Genomic DNA, 21,526 nt, shown 5'->3' with positions numbered 1-21,526 from the left:
ATTATTTAATACATATATTAAACATTATAAGTAAAGAATAAAACAAATACTCATGTTCAATCCTTTAAATCTAATTACGAAATTTATTAAATCTAGCAATCAAAAAGAGTTGGATAGAATTGGTAAAATTGTAAAAACAATAAATTCACTTGAAGATGAATTTAAAAAACTTGATGACTTAGATTTTCCAAAAAAAACACAAGAATATAAAGAACAAATTAAACAAGGAAAAACCTTGGACGAACTTTTACCACAGGCATTTGCATTGGTAAGAGAGGCCTCAAAAAGAACTCGAAATGAAAGACACTTTGATGTTCAAATAATTGGGGGAGTTGTTCTCCATGAGGGTAAAATTGCTGAGATGAGAACTGGAGAAGGAAAAACTCTTACAATTTCTCTTGCCGCATACTTAAACGCTCTGACTGAAAAAGGTGTTCATATTGTAACTGTTAACGATTACCTAGCAAAAAGAGACTCCATAGAAATGGGGCAAATCTATAACTTTTTAGGTTTATCATCAGGTTACATTAATAACGACCAAGATGATCATGAAAGAAAGAAAAATTATAATTGTGACATCACATATGCAACCAATAGTGAACTAGGATTTGATTACTTAAGAGATAATATGAAATTCTCTGAGCATGAAATGGTTCAAAGAGAACATTCATTTTCTATAGTTGATGAAATAGATTCTTGTCTTATCGATGAAGCTAGAACTCCACTAGTCATATCAGGTTCTGCTGAAGATAAAACTGCCCAATATCTTGCTGTTGATAAACTTGTAAGACAGTTGAGCGATAAAGATTATGAGATAGATGAAAAAGAAAAAAGTATTCTTTTAACTAATGATGGAATCAATAATGTAGAAAAAATTTTTTCTACTGCTGGAATTTTAAAAAACAATAACTTTTATGATCCAGAAAATTTACATCTAGTTCATCATGTCAATCAAGCTCTTCGTGCTAATCATTTATTTGAAAAAGGTAAAGATTATATTGTTAGAGATGAAAGCTTAAAAATTATCGACGAACTGACTGGCAGAATACTTGAAGGTAGAAGGTTTGGAGATGGTTTACATCAAGCTTTGGAGGCAAAAGAACGAATAAATATTCAAGCAGAAAATCAAACCTTAGCTTCAATAACATATCAAAATTATTTTAAACTTTATAAAAAAATATCTGGATGTACTGGTACTGCTGCAACTGAATCTGAAGAATTTTTTGAAATCTATGGTTTAGCTGTTGTGATTATTCCAACTAATAATGAAATGATTAGAAAAGATTATAATGATCAAATTTTCAGAACTGAGGATGAAAAAAATAATGCAATTATAGAAAAAATTGTTGAGCGGCATGATGCAGGCCAACCAATTTTAATTTTCACATCTAGTATTAACAAGTCTGAAATTTATTCAACCTTGTTAAACAAAAAAAATATTAAACATGTTGTATTAAATGCCAAAAATCATGAAAATGAAGCAGATATAATAGCCAATGCGGGTAAAGAAAAATCAGTAATCATCACAACTAGTATTTCTGGTAGAGGTGTAGATATTCAACTGGGTGGTAAAAAAGGATCTATAGAAGAGGCTCAACTTCAAATAGACAAAAACAAAATAAAATCCCTAGGTGGCTTATTTGTAGTTGGAACTGAAAGAATGGAGTCAAGAAGAGTTGATAATCAAGCAAGAGGAAGATCTGGAAGACAAGGTGATGAAGGTAGTTCCATTTTTTATGTAAGTCTTGAAGACGATTTAATGAGAATTTTTGGATCAGAATCTATGAATAAAATGCTTGAAAAATTAGGACTTAAAGATGGAGAAAGTATTGATCACCCATGGATTAATAAGGCTCTTGAAAGAGCTCAACAAAAAGTAGAAGCTAGAAATTTTGATATAAGAAAAACCTTAATAAAATTTGATAATGTTTTGAATGATCAAAGGCATGTCATATTTTATCAACGAAAAAATGCAATGAATAGTCAAAGCATATTTGACTACTCTGATGAGTTTTTAAAGGAAATAATTGATGATATCATCAAGTTAAAAATCCAAAGTTTATCAAATCCTAAAAGTAATGAGTTTAGTAATCGCCTAAAACAGATTGTTGGTAAAAGTTTTGATGAGTCTGAATTAAAATCATTAATTTCTGCAAAAGATGGTGAATTAAAAGAAAAAATTATCAACAAATTTTCAGAGTCTCGAGATGAGAGAATAAAAATTTTAGGAGAGGATCATGCAAAAGAAATTGAAAAACGAATTTTCTTGCAATCAATTGATCTTAATTGGAAATCTCATATTCAATATCTTGAACAACTGAGACAAGTAATTGGACTTAGATCATATGGTCAGCGAGACCCTTTGGTTGAGTATAAAAAAGAGGCTTTCGATTTATTTTCTAATCTTCTTGAAAAATTAAAATTAGATTTTGTAACTATTCTAATGAATTTAAAAGTTGTCACAGAGCAACAAGAAGAAAGAAAGGAATCAATGGTAGATCAAATTAAAAGTGGGAAAAAAATTGGTAGAAATGAACCTTGCTCATGTGGCTCGGGTAAAAAATTTAAGCATTGCTGTGGTGCTTTATAAATTTAGAAAAGACTAAAAACAGCGAACAATAAAACTAAACCTGCAATTATTGATCCAATTAAAACTTTTTTTGATTTCAAAATTTTATCAAAATGATTATTTTTAATTGTTAGAGTGCTTAAATCTTCAGAGTTACTGATAAATCCTTGATTTCGTCCAATTTTTAAAAACTTATTTTTTCTTTCATTCATTATTTCTTCTGACGATAAATCTTTAAAATAGTTTAGATTTTTTGATATAGAATCTCTTAAACTTTCTAACATTTGATCTCTATCTCTATGAGCACCACCTAGTGGCTCAGGAATAATTTCATCAATAACTTTTAATTCTAATAAATCTTTTGATGAAAGTTTCATTGCTTTTGCAGCATCAAGCATTTTTTTGGGATCTCTCCATAAAATAGTTGCACACCCTTCTGGAGAAATTACAGAATAAATAGCATTTTCTAACATTATTACTTTATTAGATGATGCTAATGCTATTGCTCCTCCAGATCCACCTTCTCCGATAATAATTGCTAAAGTTGGAACACTTAGTTCCATGCAACATTCGATTGATTTAGCAATAGCTTCTGCCTGACCTCTTTCTTCAGCTCCTACACCCGGATAAGCTCCTGGTGTGTCTATAAATGATATTATTGGAATGTTAAATTTATTTGCTAAATTCATTAATCGAATTGTTTTACGATAACCTTCGGGTCTCATCATTCCAAAATTTCTTTCAATTCTATTTTCTAAATTTTCACCTTTTTCTTGACCTATTACTAAAACTGAAGTGCCATTAAATTTAGCAAATCCAGTTAAAACAGATTTGTCCTCACCATAAAAACGGTCTCCCGATAAAGAAATGAAATCATCGAACAAATTATCAATGAAAAACTTTGATTTCGGTCTATCCTCATGGCGAGCAACCATCGTGGTTTGCCAGGGATCAAGGTTGGAATAGATATCTTTTAATTTTTTATCTAGCTCGGCTTGTGTGCTAGATATTTTTTGAGTATCCACTTCTGAAAGACCGTCTTGATTGAACGGATCTTTTAATTTCTCTATCTCAGATTCTAAATTTTTAATTTCAGTTTCAAAATTAAGATAATTTTTCATTAATTGTTTATAATAGAAACTTAAATTATAAAAAAGGCAATAAAATGTAAATTAAAACTAATTTTTAACATTATTAATTGACTTAAAATATTTAAACGATACAAATTTCTAATCGGGAGAGACTATCGATATTTTAGCGCCGAAGGAGCAACCACCCCGGAAACTCTCAGGCAAAAGGACCGATCAAAGCATAACACTCTGGAAAGAGATTAATTTCCGCCGAAGGAGCAAAACTCTCAGGCAAAAATACAGATGGGGTAACAAAAGTGCTATGCCAGATAAATATATAAACATTCATGCTCTCAAAGTTTCAGAAAGTTTGTTAAATTTTGTTAATGAAGAGCTATTACCAGATACAGGTATTTCATCTGATAAATTTTGGTTAGGGTTTGAGAAAACTGTTAATGAACTTGAGCCTCAAAATAGAGAATTAATTAACTTTAGAGAAACTCTGCAAAAAAAAATTGATGATTGGCATATTAAAAATAAAGGTAACGAAATTAAACTAGATGAATATAAAAAGTTTTTATATGAGATTGGATATTTAAAAAAAGAAGGAGAAGATTTTTCAATAGAAACTGAAAATGTGGATGAAGAAATAACAAAAATAGCAGGACCACAACTAGTCGTACCAATTATGAATGCACGTTATGCTCTTAATGCAGCAAATGCAAGATGGATGAGTTTGTACGATAGCCTATATGGAACTGATGTTATAGAACAATCTGAAGATAGTGTATCTGAGAGGTATGACCCTTTAAGAGGAGAAATGGTTATCAAATATTCAAGAGATTTTTTAGATAAGCATTTTCCACTTAAAAATCTTAGCTGGCACAAAATTACGAGTATTGCTATTAAAGAAGGTAAGTTAAAAACTCTAAAGGGTGCTGATATATTTGATCTAGCTGAAGAACAAAAATTTATTGGTCATAGAGGTGAAGCTGATAATCCTTCGGCAATTATATTAAAAAACAATAACTTACATATTGAAATTTTAAGAGATCCAAGAGCTTTTAGTGCTCAACAAGATCATGCTGGGATTAGTGATATAATTTTAGAAGCTGCTGTCTCAACAATTTGTGATAACGAAGACAGTGTGGCTGCAGTAGATGCTGAAGATAAAGTTGTTTGCTATAGAAACTGGCTAGGTTTGATGAAGGGTAATCTTAAAACACAATTTGAAAAAGATGGTAAATTGTTCGAAAGAAAACTGAATCCAAACAGAAGTTATATTTCAAAAGATGGAAAAGGACTAAAATTGCATGGAAGAAGTTTATTATTGGTTAGAAATGTTGGTCATTTAATGACTAACCCTTCAATAATTTTAAGCAATGGTAACGAGGTGCCCGAAGGTATTATGGATGCATTTATTACTGTGACTGCAGCAATTCATGATTTAAAAAATAAAACAAATTCAAGAACAGGATCTATTTATATAGTTAAACCTAAAATGCATGGTCCAGATGAAACTGAATTTACAGATTTAATTTTTTTGAAAGTTGAGGAAGTATTGGGTTTAAAAAAATACACTTGTAAAATAGGAATTATGGATGAAGAGAGAAGAACATCATCAAATTTAAAGGAATGTATAAGAACTCTAAAAAATAGAGTTTTCTTTATTAATACTGGGTTTTTAGACAGAACAGGTGATGAAATGCATACTTCAATGGAGGCTGGACCAATGATCAAGAAAGGAGATATGAAATCTTCTAAATGGATTTTGGCATATGAAAATAACAACGTTGATGTTGGGCTAAAATGTGGCTTATCAGGAAAGGCTCAAATTGGAAAAGGAATGTGGGCAATGCCTGATAAAATGAGAGATATGATGGAGCAAAAAACAGGGCACTTAAAAGCAGGAGCTAATTGTGCCTGGGTTCCTTCTCCAACGGCAGCTGCCTTACATTCATTACATTATCACGAAATCAATATCTTTGATGAACAAAAAAATATTAAAAAAAGAGAAAAAGCAAAATTAGATGATCTTTTAACAGTTCCTGTTGCAAACAGACCAAATTGGTCAGTTGAAGAAATAAATAGTGAAATATCAAACTCTGCACAAACATTACTTGGTTATGTAGTTAGATGGATTGATCAAGGTGTAGGATGTTCTAAAGTTCCAGATATAAACAACATTGGGCTGATGGAAGATAGAGCAACACTTAGAATATCTTCACAACATATTGCTAACTGGATACATCATGGAATTACTACTAAAATTCAGGTTACTGAAATTATGAAAGAAATGGCCAAAATAGTGGACAAACAAAATGAAAAAGATTCTGCTCACACACGAAGTGGAAGAACTGGATACACTAAAATGTCCGACGACTTTGACCGATCTTTAGCTTTTCAGACTGCATGTAACTTAATTTTTAAAGGTAAAGAACAGCCTTCAGGTTACACTGAACCATTGTTGCATCAAAACAGATTAAAAAAAAAATTTAATCTGAATTAGAATTTAAATTAGCTCTATTCTTAAAAGCAGAAAATAAAGTTCCATCATCTAAATTTTCAATTTCACCACCAACTGGTAATCCTTGAGCTAATTTAGTAACTTTTGCATTAGTGTTTTTTAAACTATCTTGAATATAGTACGCAGTTGTCTGCCCCTCAACAGTCGCGCTTGTTGCAAGTATAACCTCTTCAATGCCCTCTCTGTTCACTCGTTCTACTAAAGAGTTAATTAAAAGATCCTCTTTTCTTTGTCCTATTGAAGAAATTGTTCCACCTAAAATATGAAAATATCCTTGAAAGATATTTGAGTTTTCAATTGACCACTGATCTGCAATATCTTCCACAACACAAATTTTTGTATATTTTTCTTTTACACTTTCACAATTTACACACCCATTTAAATTAGATTTTAATGAACCACATGAATTACATCTTGTTACGTTTTTATAAACCTGAGCTAATGTGCTTGCCATTGGTTTAACTAATTCGTCTCGATTATTGATTAATTTAAGAACAATTCTTTTTGCTGACTTGGGGCCTAAGCCAGGAAGCTTTGAAATTAATTTAATTAACTCCTCAATCTCATTAATATTTTGCATTTATTATAATGGCCACTTAAAACCAGGTATTCCAAAACCTCCTGTGGCTTTAGAAATTTCCTCTGTGGTTTTTGTTTTTAACTGTGATTTTGCGCTATTATGAGCAGCAACAATTAGATCTTCTATTATCGTCTTATCTTCCTTAATAATTTCATCTGATAATTGAATTTTTTGCATCTCTCCTTCACCATCAAGAGTAATTTTAACTGAATTAGAGCCCGAAACTCCTTCGGCTTTTATTTCTTTAATTTTTTCTTGGCTTTCTTTCATTTTGGCCTCTAGCTCCTTAGCCTTATCCAAAATCTTACTAAAATCAGTCATTTTTATCCTCTTTTTTTTCATTCAACTTTACATCTATAAGTTCTGCATCAGGAAATTTTTCCATTACTTTCTTATAAATCTCTAAGCTTTTAACCTCATTTATTAATTCATCTTTTTTATTTTTTTGTTTTTCTTTAACTGACATCTCACCTTTAGATTTACTAAAAGTAATAATCCACCTTTCATCAGTCCATTCATAGAGTTTTGAAGAAAGATCTTTTACAAAATCTTTATCTAAATTATCATTAAATGAAATTTCAATTCTATTTTTTTCAAATTTTACTAAATTTACATTTTTTTCTAATTCATATTTCAATTTAATTTCTTTTTTCAAAGTACAGACACTAAGAAGATCGTCAAATGAATTGATTAAACTTTTATCAATTGCTTTTATCTCTGGTTTAACTTCTGGTTTCTGTTTTTCCTCTTGAGCTATATTTTTAATTTGATTAACAGTTCTTGAATTATCCTCTAACTTCTGTTCGTTTTCTTCTTTGGCTCTATGATTAACTAAAGTATCATTACTTTCTTCTTGATCTAAATTTTTATTTAACTTAATTAAACTTAAATGCATTAATCTTATTAAAAACATTTCTATTGATAGATGTTGATTGGAAACAATATCTAATTCTTCAAGTGAGGATATTGCAAACTGCCAAAATAATATTAAAACTTCAGAATCTACCTGATTAGAAATATCTTTGATTTTTGAAAACTCCTCATCATTAAGAGAAAAATTTGTACTTTCCAGAGATAATGAGTTAATATTTTTAAAATAATAAAGTATTTCCAAAAAATCATTCATAAATACTTTTGGTTCAACACCTTGATCGTAAATTTTTCTATAAATATTAATAACTTTTTCCTCTTCACCTCTCAATATTAATTCAAATAAATTAATTAATTGAGACTTATCAAAATATCCAAAAATTTTTTGTGCAGCATTAAGATCTAGTTCTGTTTTTTCATCTAAGCTCAACAAGGCTCTATCCAATAAAGATAGGGCATCTCTTACAGACCCTTCTGATATTTTAACAATCAGCTTCAAAGCTTCATCTGAAGCTTTACCTTTTTCTTTTTCTTTAATATCTTTTATAAACTCAAATAATTCTGATGATTTAATTCTAGACAAATCAAATCTTTGACATCTTGAAACTACTGTAATTGGTATTTTTTTAATTTCTGTTGTTGCAAAAATAAATTTTAGATATTCTGGTGGCTCTTCTAGCGTTTTTAACAAAGCATTAAATGCCTGTTTGCTAAGCATATGAACTTCATCAATTATAAAAATCTTGTATTTTGCTGACGTTGGGCCATATCTAGAAAATTCAATTAGATCTCTCACATCATCAACTCCTGTTTTGCTTGCAGCATCCATTTCAAGCACATCGATGTGGCTTGAGTTAGCTATAGATTTACAATTTTCACATAGATCTTTCTTACACAGATTTTCAATGCCATTTAAACAATTGAGCCCTTTAGCAACTATTCTAGCTGTTGTAGTTTTGCCAATTCCTCTAATTCCAGTGAATAGATAGGCGTTAGGAATTTTATCTGCTTTAATGGAGTTAGTTATAGTTTCAGCCACTACTTCTTGACCAATAAGATCATCAAAAGTTTGTGGTCTATATTTTAAAGCTAATACTTTAGAGTTGTTGTTCATTTAATTTATTTTAAGGAGACTAGAACCTGAATAACTGTCTCTACGACTGCTTCCGTTAGGATCTGGTCGGGTTCAAGCAGCATCCACCTCTAGCCTCCAGAACTATTATAGCAGTTATATTTTCTATTCTACAAGAAAAGTTTATTTTTTTTTATCTCTTAACTTATCAGCCTCAAAAACACCTAAGACGTGAAAATCTTCACAATGAAGTCCTAGTTCCTCCAAAGATTTTTGAACTTTTGGATCTTCTATATGTCCATCTAGATCACATAAAAAAAAGAATGAGTCGAATGTATTTTTTTCAGGATAACTCTGTAATTTTGTTAAGTTAACTCCATTAATTGCAAAACCACCAAGAGATTGATAAAGAGCTGCTGGCTTACTTTTAAGCTTAAATAAAAACGAAGTAATATATTTTTTTTCTCCAAATTCAGGTTGAGAAATATTTTTTCCCATAACTAAAAACCTTGTTAAATTACCACTTTCATTTTCAATATTTTTTTTAACAATATCTAATCCATAAATTTCAGCACTTAAAGAAGAGGCTATTGCAGCTTGCTTAACATCTTTTGTTTTTGAGATCATTTCTGCAGAACCAGCTGTATCAGCTCTAATATGTTCCACTATATTATTCTCTTTTATAAATTTTGAACATTGAGATAAACCTTGAGCATGAGAATATACTTCTTGAATGTCATTAAGTTTTGCACCAGGCTGACCAAGCAAATTGTGCTCTATTTTTTGAAAATGTTCTTTGTATATATTAAGTCTGTGTTTAAAGATTAAATATTCAATACCTATATTTCCTGTAATTCTATTAGACTCAGGAATGATTATTTTACACTCTGGTTCTAAACTTGCTCTATTAAAACATTCATCAAATGTTTTACAGGGTATTATTTCTGCTTCTGGATCAACTGATAAAGCTGCTAAATGAGAATATGCACCAAAAGTTCCTTGAAAATAAATTTTACTCATTAAACTTTATATTCCATAATTTTTTTTAAGGCCAGATAATCTTCTTTAGTGTCTACTCCAATTGGAGAGGAGCTAGCAAGAGCAACATTTATTTCTATATTATTATCTAGTGCTCTTAACTGTTCCAGTCTATTTTCAATTTCATTTTTTGACTGATTAAGCTCAACAAATTTTTTCAATGTTTCTGTTGAATAACAATAAATTCCTATGTGATGATAAATATTTGCTATTTTTGATGAACTTCTTAGGAAGGTATCTGCTTTAGAAAACTCATCTTCATTTAAATCTTTTTTAGTAATAACTTTTACTATATTTTCATTTTCTAAATCTTTGAGATCTTTCATTGTTGCAGCAAGCGTACCCATTTTAGATTGACTACTTACCATTTTTTTATTTAAGTTTATGATGTCCTTAATATTAATTGCAGGTTCATCACCTTGTAAGTTCAATATTAAATCCACATCTCTAATCTTTAACATTTCGAATGCCTCATAAATTCTATCAGTTCCAGTTCTATGATTTTTACTTGTTAAAATAGCTCTACCTCCATTTTTAATAACATCATCTACTATTTCTTGATCTTCTGTTGCAACGATTACTTCCCCAATATTTGCTTCCTGAGCTCTTCTAAATACATGAGATATAATTGATAAATCATTTATTTTTAGCAAAGGCTTACCAGGCAGCCTTGTTGCTGATAATCTTGAAGGTATAATGGTTAATGTTTTCATTAATAATTGAATTATATTTATGCCTATTAAATAGAAATAGAGGCAAATTTATACATTAAATTTTAGTAATTTTTCAATTTATCGTGATATATGTTCCTACATAATATTTAGAAAAATGGATTCTTTTGAAATAAATAAAATAGTCGCCGCTGTATTGATGGTAGCTCTTTTAGTTATTGGTATTGGAAAACTGTCAAGTATCGTGTTTCATGTGGAAAAACCAAAAACTCCTGGTTATGCAGTTGAAGTTGAACAGCCTACAACTGTATCGTCTTCCACGGAAACAACAGTAGAAGAAAAAATTGATATAGCAGCATTGATGTCAATGGGTGATGTGACTGTAGGTGAAAAAATTTTCAAAAAATGTGCAGCTTGTCACTCAATAGTTAAGGGTGGTAAAAACAAAATTGGTCCCGCATTATATAATGTGGTTGAAAGAAAAGTTGGAGGAGTTGCTGATTACAAATATTCTAAAGCTTTAGCTGCTTACAATAAAAATTGGACATTTGAAGAACTAAATGGGTTTTTAAAAAAACCAGCTAAATATATTAAAGGTACAAAAATGGCATACGCAGGACTTAGAAAAGAAAAAGATAGAGCCTCAGTTATAAAATACTTAAATCAAAATTCAGATAATCCTGCACCACTACCTTAATTTTCCAAAACAATATAATAAAATACTTTTTTGGACATGAACTCTGTTAAGAGCTTGTTGCCATACGTGAGATTTTTTTCCTAAAAAAACTTCATCACTTACTTCAGACCCACGAGGTAAACAATGAAGAAAAATACAATCTTTCTTTGCATAATTCATTAATTTTTTATCTATTTTAAATTTTTTAAATTGTTCAGTTTTTTTTTTTATTTACTTTATCGTTTAGAGAAATAACTTTATCTGAAAATATAACATCAGCTCCTATGACAGCTTTTTTAGGATCATTATAAATAAATATTTTTTTGTTATTATTCTTTACCCATACTCTAACTTCCTTGCCTGGTTCGAAGTTTTTTGGACATCCTATGCTAAGTTTAAATGAAAATTTTACAGACGCTGCTATTAAGCTATCTAAAACATTATTAGAGTCTCCTATCCAGCAAATATTCAATTTTGAAATTGGTTTTTTTTTTATTTCTTCAGCAGTAAAAACATCAGACAAAACTTGAGTTGGGTGTGAAGATGGGCTTAGACCATTTATTATTGGGATTGATAAATAATTTTTAAAATCTTCAATTTTTTTATCACTATCTGTTCTTAACATAAAACCATCACCATAAGTTGACAGAATTTTGGCTGTATCTGATATGCTTTCACCACCTTGGCCAAGATGTAATTCATTGGATCTTAGGGTTAAAGTTCCTCCGCCAAGCTGTTTTATTGCTAAATAAAAGCTTATTCTTGTTCTCGAACTTGCTTTTTCAAACATCTGGATAAGCATTTTACCCTTTAATGGAGACCCTTTATCAACCTCTAAAGTGCTTAATTTTTTTCTAAGGTTTTTTCTTTTTTTTGCATCAACAATGATTTTTCTGAGATCTTTAGCTGGTATATCTTTTAAATTTATAAAATGTTTCATTTTAATTTAATTCTGAACAAACTTTTTTTATTATTTTTAGCGATTGGTTGATTTCACTCTTTTTTACATTAAGTGGTGGTAAAATTCTAACAACATTTTCAGCTGCTCTTATTGTTAATAAATTATTATCCATAAGTTTCTTTATAAATTTTGTTTGATCTGTTTTAAGCTGTATTCCAATTAACAGGCCTCTACCTCTTATTTCTTTAATAATGTTGGGATATTCATTTTGAATTTTAATAAGATTGGTTAAAAAATATTCTGAAATACTTTTCACATTTTTTAAAAATTTCTTATTTGAAATTATATCCATTACTGAATTTCCAACAGTCATTGCTAATGGATTGCCACCAAAAGTAGATCCATGAGTTCCAGCTGTCATTCCTGAAGCAACTTTTTTATTCATTAAAACTGCCCCAATTGGAAATCCACCCCCTATACCTTTTGCAATTGGAACAATATCTGGTTTTACTCTAGATTTTTCAAAAGCAAAAAAATCACCTGATCTTCCAATTCCACATTGCACCTCATCTAATATTAGAAGAATATTTTTTTTATCACAAATTTTTCTAAGCTCTTTTAAACACCAATCAGGAATTACCTTAATACCTCCTTCACCCATAATAGTTTCAACCATTATAGCTGCAGTGTTTTTTGTAATTTTCTTTTTTAAAGATTTATGGTCACCAAAATCAAAATGATCAAATCCATTTACTTTTGGTCCAAAACCCTCGGTCATTTTTTTTGAACCACTTGCATATATTGCTGCTAGTGTTCTTCCATGAAAACTATTTTTGATACATAAAATTCTGTTTTTTTTAGGTTTTCCAATTGAGTAAAAATATCTTCTTGCAGTTTTTATTGCAGCCTCAGTTGCTTCTGCACCACTATTTTGAAACATAACATAGTCAGCGAAAGTTTTTTTAGCTAATTTTTTAGCCAATATTTCTCCTTCTGGAATTTGAAATGCATTTGAAACATGCCAAAGTTTTTTTGATTGTTTGTTAACAGCATTTACTAATTTGGGATGTGCGTGTCCTAAAGAATTTACAGCTATACCTTGTACAAAATCTAAATATTTTTTTCCATTATTTGAATATAAAAAGCTTCCCTTTCCATATTTAAATGAAATTTTTTTTCTATTATAATTTTTTGCTAAATAGCTCATAATTTTAATCAGTTTTTATAAATTTTAATTATTAGATACAAGTGATGATTGAAAATACTCATAAACCAATTTTAATTTTTTTTTGTTGATAACTTTGAGATTTTACTTGTTTAATTTCTTATTGTATCAGTATATTGTGGTTTTAATAAACTAAAATACAACATGTTGATATGAGCTGGAACGAGGAAAAAGTTGATAAACTTAAGGAGCTTTGGGGTAAAGGAAGCACTGCAAGCCAAATTGCTGAGATAATTGGTGGTATTAGCAGGAATGCTGTAATTGGTAAGGCCCACAGATTAAACCTTTCAGCAAAAATTAAAACAAGAGCCGCAACTTCAAATCAAAATTTCGAAAATTCTAAAAATAAAAACAATAAAACTCAAAGAGGTAGAAAAAGTAAATTTAAATCTTTAATTATTGAAAAAGACTTTGAGCCAGAAAATCCTAAACAATTAGAAGAATTAGATGAAAGTTCATGTAAATGGCCAATTGGGCATCCAGATGAAAAATCATTTTATTTTTGCGGTAGATCTTCATTAAAAGATTTTTCTTATTGCAAATTACATCTTTTATATGCTTACCAACCTAAAGGTAAAAAAGAGGAAGTTACAGACAAAGAAGAGGTTCCAGAATTTATTGAAAAAAAAATTAAGTCTGCTTAAAAACTAATTGTTAATATTGTTCTCTAAATCTTTATTTGTTAGATATTTTTCTGTGGAAAATTGGCCACCTTCTCTCCACATATAGCAATATTTTTTAACTTCTTGATCAAAGAATCTAACACTAGGAATTCCAATATCTGAATTAGTTTTATATTTTCCAGATGAAACATTGTTATATTTTAGTAATCTCAATTGATCTCTTGTAAGCAACGGAGTTGGTAGCATTTCAAAAAACCTTGCTGACAACTTAGCAATTGGCAAAGGTAAAGGTAACAAAATTCTTTTTTTACCAATTAATATTTGTAATTTTTCTAGAAGCTCTTTGAAAGTTATGATTTCTGGACCAGTGCATTCAATTATTTTTGAATAAATATTTTTAGAGATAACGTGATAAATAGTATCTGTTAAATCAGAACAATGGATTGGTGTAAATTTTGTCTTACCTTCATAATAAATTGGAAAAGCTGGCAATCTATTTAGCAAGGTCATAAGGTTTGTAGTAAAGTTATCGTCTACAGAATATACTACTGATGGTCTTAAGATTGTAGCTAACGGGAAATTTTTTAATACATTACCTTCTCCCTCTAATTTACTTTTCGCATAATCAGAATCTATCGCATCATTTATTCCTAAAGCTGATAAATGGATAAAATGCTTAAGATTATACTCTTTACAGAGTTTAGCTAACAATGAAGGTAAAACTGAATGGATATTTCTAAATGTATTGCCATATTTTTCTTCAAATAAAATTCCAATTAAATTTATGCAAATATCTGCTTTTTTAAAAAGACTTCTAATTTTATTTTCATCGAAAATATTAGCCTCTACTACATCAATATACCCTGCATTAGCCTGTGTTTTAATTATGTAACTCTTTTGATGAATATTTCTTGTAACAACTGTTACTCTATAGTTATTTTTTGTTAGCTTCCTAATTAAGTTTCGACCAATTTGCCCGCTACCACCAAAAATTAGACAATTTTTTGCTTTCATTTGAATTCCATTATATATGTTTAAATATGAGTAATAATATTCAACTTCACAAAAATGACTTACCAGATGATTTAGATTTAGGCAATCTAATAGCTGTTGATGGTGAGTTTATGGGTCTGAATGTCAGACGAGATCCTCTTTGCTTAATTCAGATATCTTCAGGAAATTCTGATGCACACATTATCCAATTTGATAGAAAAAATTATATCGCTCCAAATTTAATAAAATTACTGGCTAACGACAATATTACAAAGATATTTCATTATGGCAGAGCAGATATGGCCCATATTAAATACTATTTAAAAACAGACACTAATAATATTCTTGATACAAAAATTGCATCAAAACTGGCAAGATCTTACTCTGATAGTCATTCATTAAAGACTTTAATAAAAGAATTTGTTAATATTGATATAAGTAAACAATTTCAAAGTTCAGATTTTGGTGGCGAACTTTCTCCAGCTCAATTAAAATATTGTGCTAATGATGTGTTACACTTACATAAAATTCATGAAGAGTTAAATAAAATATTAGAGAGAGAAAATAGAATTGAACTTTATGAAGATTGCTTAAAATTTTTAAAAACTCGAGTAAATTTAGACTTAGCTTTATTTAAAGATGATATCTGGTCACATTAATGAGTAAAAAATTTATATCCATAGCAAAAAAAGTAATTGATCTTGAAATTAAAGCATTACAGAAATTAAAAAAAAATATTGATAACTCTTTTAATAAAGCTGTATTTGAAATTGCAAAATGTAAATCCAAAGTAATTTTATGTGGGGTTGGTAAAAGTGGATTAATAGCTGCAAAAATATCAGCAACTCTCTCTTCTGTTGGTACTCCATCTTTTAATTTATCTGCGAGCGACTCTTCTCATGGAGATTTAGGAAGCATTTCAAGAAAAGATATTTTAATTTTAATAAGTTATTCAGGAAAAACTAATGAACTTAAAAATATAATCCAATATGCAAATAGAAACAAAATTTTGTTGATAGGAATTATGTCAAAAAAAGAATCTATTTTATACAAAGCATCAGATATTAAGCTTGTAATTCCTGAAGTCAAAGAGTCAGGTGGTATTGTGCCAACATCAAGTACCACAGCTCAGCTTGCTTTAGGAGATGCGTTAGCAATTTCAGCAATGCAATTTAAAAAATTTGGTAAATTTGATTTTAAAAAAATACATCCTGCTGGTAGTCTTGGAGCTCAATTAAAAACTGTTGAAGATATAATGTTAACAGGAAATAAAATTCCATTTGTAAATGAAAACTTAAATATGAAAAATGCTTTTAAAATATTAAGTAATAAAAAATTAGGGATTTTGATTGTTCAAAATCAAAAAAAAAATACCACTGGAATAATTACTGATGGTCAAATAAGACGGTATAACGAGAAAAAACAAAATTTAAATGAGATGAATGTTGTAAAAATAATGACAAAAAACCCTATAAGTATTGACAAAGAATCTCTTGCAGCAAAAGCTTTGGCCCTAATGAATGAAAAAAAAATTACCTCTCTTTGTGTGTATGATAAAAAGAATAAGCGTAAAACAATAGGTGTTTTGCATATACACAATATCCTGCAATCAAGTGTTGGTTGATGAAAAAGAAAAATTTTTTAAAGCTCATATTATTTTTATTTTTAATAACATTAATTTGGTTTGTTTACTCAAAGTCTTTTAAAAAAAGCAAAATCTTATCATCTAAACCTGTAAATATGGCAACATCATCTATTGAAAATAAAACTATCTACAACTCTAATATAATTAAGGATATCAATTACACCTCCAGAGATTTAAAAGGTAATGAATATATTCTAGTCGCAAAAGAGGGTGAAATTGACATAAAAAACAGTGACATAATTTTTCTCACTGATGTTTCGGCCTATATCAAGCTAATTAAAAATTCTGAATTAATTGTTATTACCTCAAATTATGGCAAGTATAACTCTGTAAATTATGACACTATTTTTTCAAAAAATGTAAAGATAGATTATGTTGACAATATTATAACAGGTGATTATTTAGATTTCTCGATGATGAAGAATTTATTGATAATTTCAAGAAATGTTATTTATAGAAATCTTGAAAATACTATGAAAGCAGATGTGATGGAACTGAATACAATAACTAAGGATACAAAAATTTTTATGTATGATGCAAAAAATAAAGTTAATATAAAAAATATAAAATAAAATGGGATTAGTTAAACAATTTAGAATAAAATCTCACAAAAAACCAAATTCAATAGTTTCTTTTGAAAATATCAATCTTTCATACGGTAATAGATTAATTTTAGATAATATAAATTTTAAAATAAATGAGGGTCAAATTTTTGGGATGCTTGGCCCAAACGGAGTTGGAAAAAGTACAATTTTTAATTTAATAACTGGGCTAATATTACCAAACAGTGGTAAAATTAAATTAAATAATACTGATGTTTTAGATTATCCAATTTATTTAAGAACAAAAAAATTTCATATAGGATATGTTCCTCAGCATGGGGGGTATTTTAATGATCTTACCTTATATCAAAATTTAAAAGCAATCGCAGAAATTGTTATCAATGATAAAGGGAGAGAGGAGCATAAAATTAATTCTTTAATTTCAAAATTTGAATTAGAAACTTTAAAAGATGTTAAAGCTAAATTTTTATCAGGAGGTCAAAAAAAAAAATTAGTTATAGCGTTATCATTATTAAGTGATCCTAAAGTTCTACTTTTAGATGAATGTTTTGCAGCACTTGATGTTTTAACAATTAAGATGTTACAAGAAATAATTGTAAACTTACAAAAAGAGTCGAATATAACAATATGCATATGTGATCACCAAGCAAGAGATTTACTAGCCTGTGTTGATAAAGCGATGATACTTAGTAACTGTAAAATTGTTGCAGAAGGATCACCTCAGGAACTGGTAAATAACATTGATGCTAAAAGTGCATATTTTGGAGACTCGTTTAATTTTAAATAAATTAAATGACTAATCAAATTATTTTAGAAAAGAAGATTAATGATTTCAATAAAAGTATATCTGTTTCAGGAGATAAAAGCTTAAGTATTAGGTGGGTTTTGTTTTCCTCGATAGCAAAGGGTAAATCAAAAGCTTATAATTTACTTTTATCTGAAGATGTTCTGGCTGCGATAAAAGCTGTAAAAAAATTAGGGGCAAAAGTAAAATTAAATAAAAATTACTGCACAATCATTGGCAATGGACCTAGTGGCTACAAATATAGAAAAGATATAACAATTAATTCAGAAAATTCTGGAACTTTGGGAAGATTAATTTTGGGTCTATTGATTGATACACCTCATAAAATAAAAATTATAGGGGATAAAAGTTTATCCAAAAGAGATTTTAACAGAATTGCAGAGCCATTAAAAAAATTTGGTGCAGATATCAAGCTAACAAATAAAGGATTGCCCTTAACAATAAAAGGAAGTGAAAATCCTTTGCCAATTAATTATTTAGAGAACAAAGGTTCGGCACAATGTAAAAGTAGTGTTATTTTTGCTGGTTTAAAAACATCAGGAAAAACTTTTATCAAAGCAAAAAAATCAAGAAATCATACTGAACTATTGTGTAGATATTTAAAGCTACCTTTAAAAGTAAAAAACAAAAAAAACTATGATTTAATACAAGTTGAAAAAGTTAAAAAAATAAAACCTTTAAATTATAAGATACCTTCAGATATCAGCTCAGGTGCGTTTTTTATTGTTTTAACTGCTCTATCTAATAATTCAAAATTATTGATTAAAAACGTAAACATCAATCCATCTAGAATTGGAATAATAACTATTTTAAAAAAAATGGGTGTTAACATCAAGTTTAACAATAAAAAGAATTATAAAGGTGAGCTCATAGCTGATATTTTAATTACTAGCACAAAAAAGCTTAAAGCAATTAATTGCCCTCCCAAATTAAATAGTGGTGCTATTGATGAATTTTTAATAATTTTTTTAGTTGCTGCTAAAGCAAGTGGAGTTTCTTATTTTAAAGATATTGGTGAGCTTAACCAGAAGGAAAGTCCTAGATTGAAATGGGGTGCAAAAATTTTAAATAAGATGGGAATTAAAACAATAACAACTGATAACTCAATAAAGATATTTGGTAACCCTAACTTAAAGGTTAACAAAAAGATCGTTATTAAAGATTATCTAAAAGATCATAGAGTTTTCATGACAAGTGTAATCGCAGCCTCAGTTTTTGGTGGGACATGGAATATTCATGATAAAGACTCTATTAGAACTTCCTTTCCTACGTTCTTGAATATAATAAATGATTTAAAAAAATGATGATAAAAAGAAAAAATATTATCAAAATTGCAATTGACTCTCCAGCAGCTGCGGGAGCCGGAACATTAGCAAAAGCGATTTCCGAACATTATAATCTTTTTTATTTAGATACTGGAAAAATTTATAGAATGATTGCTTATCTAAAAATTAAATTTCCCAAAAAATTTAATCAAGACTTCATCAAATCTAAAATTAAAACTCTCAAAGTAAAAGATCTTGCTAATAAAGCCCTATTGTCAGATGAAGTTGGGACAGAAGCATCAATTATATCAAAAGTAAAAAGCACAAGAAAACTTGTTCATTCTTTCCAGTTAAATTTTGCCTATAATCCTCCAAAAAACTACAAAGGATCGTGTCTTGATGGAAGAGATATCACTTACAATATTGTTCCAGATGCTGATTTTAAATTTTTTATTACAGCAAATGTAAAAACAAGGGCACTTAGAAGATATAAAGAGCTAAAAAGTTTAAAGAAAGTAATTTCCTTCAAAGAAGTGCTAAAAAGTATCCAAAATCGTGATAAAAGTGACTATAATAGAAAAATATCACCCTTAAAGAAAACTAAAGATTCAGTGTTGCTAAATACATCGAAACTTACTAAAAGAGCGTGTTTTTTAAAAATAAAAAAAATTATAGACGGGAAATTAAATACTTAATGGAAATATACAAAGATCTTTCAAATCCAGCATCGCAAGAATTCGAAAAATTACTAAATAGCCAACTATCTAAAATCCAAATTGAAGAAGGTAAAATCATAGAAGGTAAGATTAACAAAATTACTGAAAAATTTGTTTTCTTATTTGTTGAAGGCTTAAAAAGTGAGCCAGTGCTTGATGTTAATGAACTAAAAAGCATGGGTCTTGGAGAAAAAATAAAAGTTGGTGAAAGTATTCCAGTATTATTAGAAAAAATTGAAGATAAACATGGTGAAGTACTAGTTTCTGCAAGTAAAGCACAAAAGATTAAAGGTTGGGACAAGCTAGTTGAAGCTTATGAAAAAAATGAGCCAATCATGGGTAAAATCACGTCAAAATGTAAAGGTGGATGTATTGTAGAACACATTGATACTGGTTCTCTTATGTTTTTACCTGGATCGCAAATTAGTGATAAGCCATTAAAAGATATTAGTCATTTGATGAATGAACCTCAAAAATTTGCTCTGATAAAATTAGATAAAGTTAGAGGAAACGCATGTGTTTCACGAAGAGAGATAATTTCATCATTTAAAAAAGAGGATAAAGCTAAAATTATAGAAAAATATAATGTTGGTGATGTCATTAAAGGTGCAGAGGTTAAAGGTTATAGTTCTTTTGGATGCTTCTTTAACGTTAACGGAGAGTTAGATGTTTTGGTTCACTTGCAAGAAATTTCTTATTCTAGAGTTAATCACCCCGATGAAGTTTTCAACATTGGTGAAAAGCATGACTTAAAAGTAATCACTGTAGATAAAGAAAAGCTGCAAGTTGGTTGTTCTATAAAACAACTATCTCCAGATCCTTTTGAACATATTGAAAACTATGAGTTAAATAAGATTTATAAAGTTAAAGTTGTTAAACTAATGGACTTTGGTGCATTTTGTGAATTAGAGCCAGGACTTACAACTTTGCTTCACTCAAGTGAGTTAAGTTGGACTAAGAAAAATATTTCAGCTAAGAAAATGTTTAAAGTTGGTGATGAGATAGATTGTATAATTACCGAAATTGATAAAGAAAAAAGACGTGTTGCAATCTCACATAGATTAACACAAGATAATCCGTTTGAAACGTTTGAAACAAAATACCCTATTGGAACAATTGTAGAGGGTGAAGTTGTTAATAAAAACGAATATTCATTATTCGTAAAAGTTGAAGACTTAGATGTGGATGCATTTTTACACTGCAATGATTTAACCTATCTTAATAATGGTGAAGAGGAATTAGAAAAGTACAAAAAAGGTGATAAAATTAAAGTAAAAGTACTTGAAATAAAGGCTTCAGAACAAAAAATTAGAGTTGGTTTGAGACAAACTCAAGTTGATCCTTTTGATTGGTTTAATGATAAATCTAAAAATCAAACAATTACTGTTAAAGTAATATCTACAGACAACAAGGGATTAACTGTTAGACCTGAAGGTTGTGAAATGGATTTTCAAATAAAAAAATCTGCAATCGCAATTAATGCTGCTGATGCAAGACCAAGCAGATGGACAGGTGGGGAAAAAATTGACTGTGCCATAGCTGACCTTGATTTAGATAAAAGAAAAGTAAGTTTAAGTATTAAACTGTTAGAAGAAATTGAAAAAAAAGAAGCTTTGGATAAATATGGATCTGAAGGTTCAGGTAAAAACTTACCCTTCTCATCACTTTCTGATGATTTAAAGAAAAAAGAAGAAGAAGATAAAGAGTAAACAGAAGA

At 29.0% G+C, this 21,526-nt stretch carries 19 protein-coding genes, 1 pseudogene and 1 riboswitch; of the genes and pseudogenes, 11 read left to right on the top strand and 9 right to left on the bottom strand.

Annotated features, from left to right (window positions below):
- Positions 1-52: 52 nt before the first annotated feature.
- A complete protein-coding gene (gene secA / locus ACIJYG_RS00560; protein WP_435097245.1) occupies positions 53-2,590 on the top strand; it encodes a preprotein translocase subunit SecA in 2,538 nt (845 codons plus the stop codon).
- 2 nt (positions 2,591-2,592) lie between these two features.
- Here secA and ACIJYG_RS00555 read toward each other — a convergent pair whose 3' ends face one another.
- Positions 2,593-3,690 carry an acetyl-CoA carboxylase carboxyltransferase subunit alpha gene (locus ACIJYG_RS00555; RefSeq protein ID WP_435097242.1) on the bottom strand — a complete coding sequence of 366 codons (1,098 nt, stop codon included), beginning with the start codon at positions 3,688-3,690 and terminating at the stop codon, positions 2,593-2,595.
- Between the two features lie 103 nt (positions 3,691-3,793).
- Positions 3,794-3,882: riboswitch (glycine riboswitch) on the top strand.
- 79 nt (positions 3,883-3,961) lie between these two features.
- Here ACIJYG_RS00555 and ACIJYG_RS00550 point away from each other — a divergent pair.
- Positions 3,962-6,148, top strand: coding sequence for a malate synthase G (locus ACIJYG_RS00550; protein ID WP_435097239.1), 2,187 nt, complete (start codon positions 3,962-3,964; stop codon positions 6,146-6,148).
- Here the strand turns inward: ACIJYG_RS00550 and recR are convergent.
- From recR to kdsB, 5 genes are all read right to left on the bottom strand, one after another.
- The gene (gene recR / locus ACIJYG_RS00545) at positions 6,135-6,746 is read right to left on the bottom strand and encodes a recombination mediator RecR (RefSeq protein ID WP_435097236.1); all 612 of its coding nucleotides are present in this window, start codon (positions 6,744-6,746) and stop codon (positions 6,135-6,137) included. The two genes, ACIJYG_RS00550 and recR, sit on opposite strands and share 14 nt — an antisense overlap.
- 3 nt (positions 6,747-6,749) lie before the next feature.
- Positions 6,750-7,067, bottom strand: coding sequence for a YbaB/EbfC family nucleoid-associated protein (locus ACIJYG_RS00540; RefSeq protein WP_435097233.1), 318 nt, complete (start codon positions 7,065-7,067; stop codon positions 6,750-6,752).
- Positions 7,060-8,730 carry a DNA polymerase III subunit gamma/tau gene (gene dnaX, locus ACIJYG_RS00535; RefSeq protein ID WP_435097230.1) on the bottom strand — a complete coding sequence of 557 codons (1,671 nt, stop codon included), beginning with the start codon at positions 8,728-8,730 and terminating at the stop codon, positions 7,060-7,062. The genes ACIJYG_RS00540 and dnaX overlap by 8 nt, the downstream gene beginning before the upstream one ends.
- 141 nt (positions 8,731-8,871) lie before the next feature.
- Positions 8,872-9,708 carry a prephenate dehydratase domain-containing protein gene (locus ACIJYG_RS00530; RefSeq protein ID WP_435097227.1) on the bottom strand — a complete coding sequence of 279 codons (837 nt, stop codon included), beginning with the start codon at positions 9,706-9,708 and terminating at the stop codon, positions 8,872-8,874.
- A complete protein-coding gene (gene kdsB / locus ACIJYG_RS00525) occupies positions 9,708-10,439 on the bottom strand; it encodes a 3-deoxy-manno-octulosonate cytidylyltransferase (protein ID WP_435097224.1) in 732 nt (243 codons plus the stop codon). Before kdsB ends, ACIJYG_RS00530 begins: the two co-directional genes overlap by 1 nt.
- 115 nt (positions 10,440-10,554) lie before the next feature.
- Here kdsB and ACIJYG_RS00520 point away from each other — a divergent pair, with 115 nt between their 5' ends.
- On the top strand, positions 10,555-11,094 hold the full coding sequence (locus ACIJYG_RS00520; RefSeq protein ID WP_435097221.1) for a c-type cytochrome: 540 nt from the start codon (positions 10,555-10,557) through the stop codon (positions 11,092-11,094).
- Here ACIJYG_RS00520 and argF read toward each other — a convergent pair.
- Together argF and ACIJYG_RS00510 are read right to left on the bottom strand one after the other, a co-directional pair.
- Positions 11,086-12,013: pseudogene (gene argF / locus ACIJYG_RS00515) on the bottom strand (ornithine carbamoyltransferase). The gene ACIJYG_RS00520 and the pseudogene argF sit on opposite strands and share 9 nt — an antisense overlap.
- Position 12,014: 1 nt before the next feature.
- A complete protein-coding gene (locus ACIJYG_RS00510) occupies positions 12,015-13,181 on the bottom strand; it encodes an aspartate aminotransferase family protein (RefSeq protein ID WP_435097218.1) in 1,167 nt (388 codons plus the stop codon).
- A 170-nt stretch (positions 13,182-13,351) separates the two neighbouring features.
- Here ACIJYG_RS00510 and ACIJYG_RS00505 point away from each other — a divergent pair, with 170 nt between their 5' ends.
- Positions 13,352-13,843, top strand: a complete 492-nt coding sequence (locus ACIJYG_RS00505; protein ID WP_435097215.1) for a GcrA family cell cycle regulator — start codon at positions 13,352-13,354, stop codon at positions 13,841-13,843.
- A 3-nt stretch (positions 13,844-13,846) separates the two neighbouring features.
- On the opposite strand, the gene ACIJYG_RS00500 is transcribed toward ACIJYG_RS00505, so the two are convergent.
- Positions 13,847-14,836 carry a complex I NDUFA9 subunit family protein gene (locus tag ACIJYG_RS00500; protein WP_435097212.1) on the bottom strand — a complete coding sequence of 330 codons (990 nt, stop codon included), beginning with the start codon at positions 14,834-14,836 and terminating at the stop codon, positions 13,847-13,849.
- 26 nt (positions 14,837-14,862) lie between these two features.
- On the opposite strand from ACIJYG_RS00500, the gene ACIJYG_RS00495 reads away from it, so the two are divergent.
- The 7 genes from ACIJYG_RS00495 (at position 14,863) to ACIJYG_RS00465 (ending at position 21,518) form a co-directional block, all read left to right on the top strand.
- Positions 14,863-15,474, top strand: coding sequence for a ribonuclease D (locus ACIJYG_RS00495; protein WP_435097209.1), 612 nt, complete (start codon positions 14,863-14,865; stop codon positions 15,472-15,474).
- Positions 15,474-16,439 carry a KpsF/GutQ family sugar-phosphate isomerase gene (locus tag ACIJYG_RS00490; protein WP_435097206.1) on the top strand — a complete coding sequence of 322 codons (966 nt, stop codon included), beginning with the start codon at positions 15,474-15,476 and terminating at the stop codon, positions 16,437-16,439. Before ACIJYG_RS00495 ends, ACIJYG_RS00490 begins: the two co-directional genes overlap by 1 nt.
- A 116-nt stretch (positions 16,440-16,555) precedes the next feature.
- The gene (locus tag ACIJYG_RS00485; protein WP_435097203.1) at positions 16,556-17,032 is read left to right on the top strand and encodes an LPS export ABC transporter periplasmic protein LptC; all 477 of its coding nucleotides are present in this window, start codon (positions 16,556-16,558) and stop codon (positions 17,030-17,032) included.
- A 1-nt stretch (position 17,033) separates the two neighbouring features.
- Positions 17,034-17,810 (top strand): ATP-binding cassette domain-containing protein, encoded by a 777-nt coding sequence (locus tag ACIJYG_RS00480; RefSeq protein WP_435097200.1) that lies wholly within the window; start codon positions 17,034-17,036, stop codon positions 17,808-17,810.
- 5 nt (positions 17,811-17,815) lie between these two features.
- Positions 17,816-19,132 carry a 3-phosphoshikimate 1-carboxyvinyltransferase gene (gene aroA, locus ACIJYG_RS00475; RefSeq protein ID WP_435097197.1) on the top strand — a complete coding sequence of 439 codons (1,317 nt, stop codon included), beginning with the start codon at positions 17,816-17,818 and terminating at the stop codon, positions 19,130-19,132.
- Positions 19,129-19,788: a (d)CMP kinase gene (locus ACIJYG_RS00470; RefSeq protein ID WP_435097194.1), complete on the top strand. Its 660-nt coding sequence runs from the start codon at positions 19,129-19,131 to the stop codon at positions 19,786-19,788. The genes aroA and ACIJYG_RS00470 overlap by 4 nt, the downstream gene beginning before the upstream one ends.
- Positions 19,788-21,518: a S1 RNA-binding domain-containing protein gene (locus tag ACIJYG_RS00465; protein WP_435097191.1), complete on the top strand. Its 1,731-nt coding sequence runs from the start codon at positions 19,788-19,790 to the stop codon at positions 21,516-21,518. Before ACIJYG_RS00470 ends, ACIJYG_RS00465 begins: the two co-directional genes overlap by 1 nt.
- Positions 21,519-21,526 lie beyond the last annotated feature (8 nt).

It is taken from the genome of Candidatus Pelagibacter bacterium nBUS_27 (assembly GCF_051200985.1).
GTDB lineage: Bacteria > Pseudomonadota > Alphaproteobacteria > Pelagibacterales > Pelagibacteraceae > Pelagibacter.
Note: the sequence above shows the minus strand (reverse complement) of the source record. Positions and strands in the feature narration are given on the sequence as shown.

Coding starts and splice junctions, on each gene's coding strand:
- dnaX (WP_435097230.1), bottom strand. CDS start 8,730: ATGAACAACAACTCTAAAGTATTAGCTTTAAAATATAGACCACAAACT.
- aroA (WP_435097197.1), top strand. CDS start 17,816: ATGACTAATCAAATTATTTTAGAAAAGAAGATTAATGATTTCAATAAA.
- kdsB (WP_435097224.1), bottom strand. CDS start 10,439: ATGAAAACATTAACCATTATACCTTCAAGATTATCAGCAACAAGGCTG.
- recR (WP_435097236.1), bottom strand. CDS start 6,746: ATGCAAAATATTAATGAGATTGAGGAGTTAATTAAATTAATTTCAAAG.
- ACIJYG_RS00495 (WP_435097209.1), top strand. CDS start 14,863: ATGAGTAATAATATTCAACTTCACAAAAATGACTTACCAGATGATTTA.
- ACIJYG_RS00520 (WP_435097221.1), top strand. CDS start 10,555: ATGGATTCTTTTGAAATAAATAAAATAGTCGCCGCTGTATTGATGGTA.
- ACIJYG_RS00465 (WP_435097191.1), top strand. CDS start 19,788: ATGGAAATATACAAAGATCTTTCAAATCCAGCATCGCAAGAATTCGAA.
- secA (WP_435097245.1), top strand. CDS start 53: ATGTTCAATCCTTTAAATCTAATTACGAAATTTATTAAATCTAGCAAT.
- ACIJYG_RS00550 (WP_435097239.1), top strand. CDS start 3,962: ATGCCAGATAAATATATAAACATTCATGCTCTCAAAGTTTCAGAAAGT.
- ACIJYG_RS00540 (WP_435097233.1), bottom strand. CDS start 7,067: ATGACTGATTTTAGTAAGATTTTGGATAAGGCTAAGGAGCTAGAGGCC.
- ACIJYG_RS00470 (WP_435097194.1), top strand. CDS start 19,129: ATGATGATAAAAAGAAAAAATATTATCAAAATTGCAATTGACTCTCCA.
- ACIJYG_RS00530 (WP_435097227.1), bottom strand. CDS start 9,708: ATGAGTAAAATTTATTTTCAAGGAACTTTTGGTGCATATTCTCATTTA.
- ACIJYG_RS00485 (WP_435097203.1), top strand. CDS start 16,556: ATGGCAACATCATCTATTGAAAATAAAACTATCTACAACTCTAATATA.
- ACIJYG_RS00510 (WP_435097218.1), bottom strand. CDS start 13,181: ATGAGCTATTTAGCAAAAAATTATAATAGAAAAAAAATTTCATTTAAA.
- ACIJYG_RS00480 (WP_435097200.1), top strand. CDS start 17,034: ATGGGATTAGTTAAACAATTTAGAATAAAATCTCACAAAAAACCAAAT.
- ACIJYG_RS00505 (WP_435097215.1), top strand. CDS start 13,352: ATGAGCTGGAACGAGGAAAAAGTTGATAAACTTAAGGAGCTTTGGGGT.
- ACIJYG_RS00555 (WP_435097242.1), bottom strand. CDS start 3,690: ATGAAAAATTATCTTAATTTTGAAACTGAAATTAAAAATTTAGAATCT.
- ACIJYG_RS00490 (WP_435097206.1), top strand. CDS start 15,474: ATGAGTAAAAAATTTATATCCATAGCAAAAAAAGTAATTGATCTTGAA.
- ACIJYG_RS00500 (WP_435097212.1), bottom strand. CDS start 14,836: ATGAAAGCAAAAAATTGTCTAATTTTTGGTGGTAGCGGGCAAATTGGT.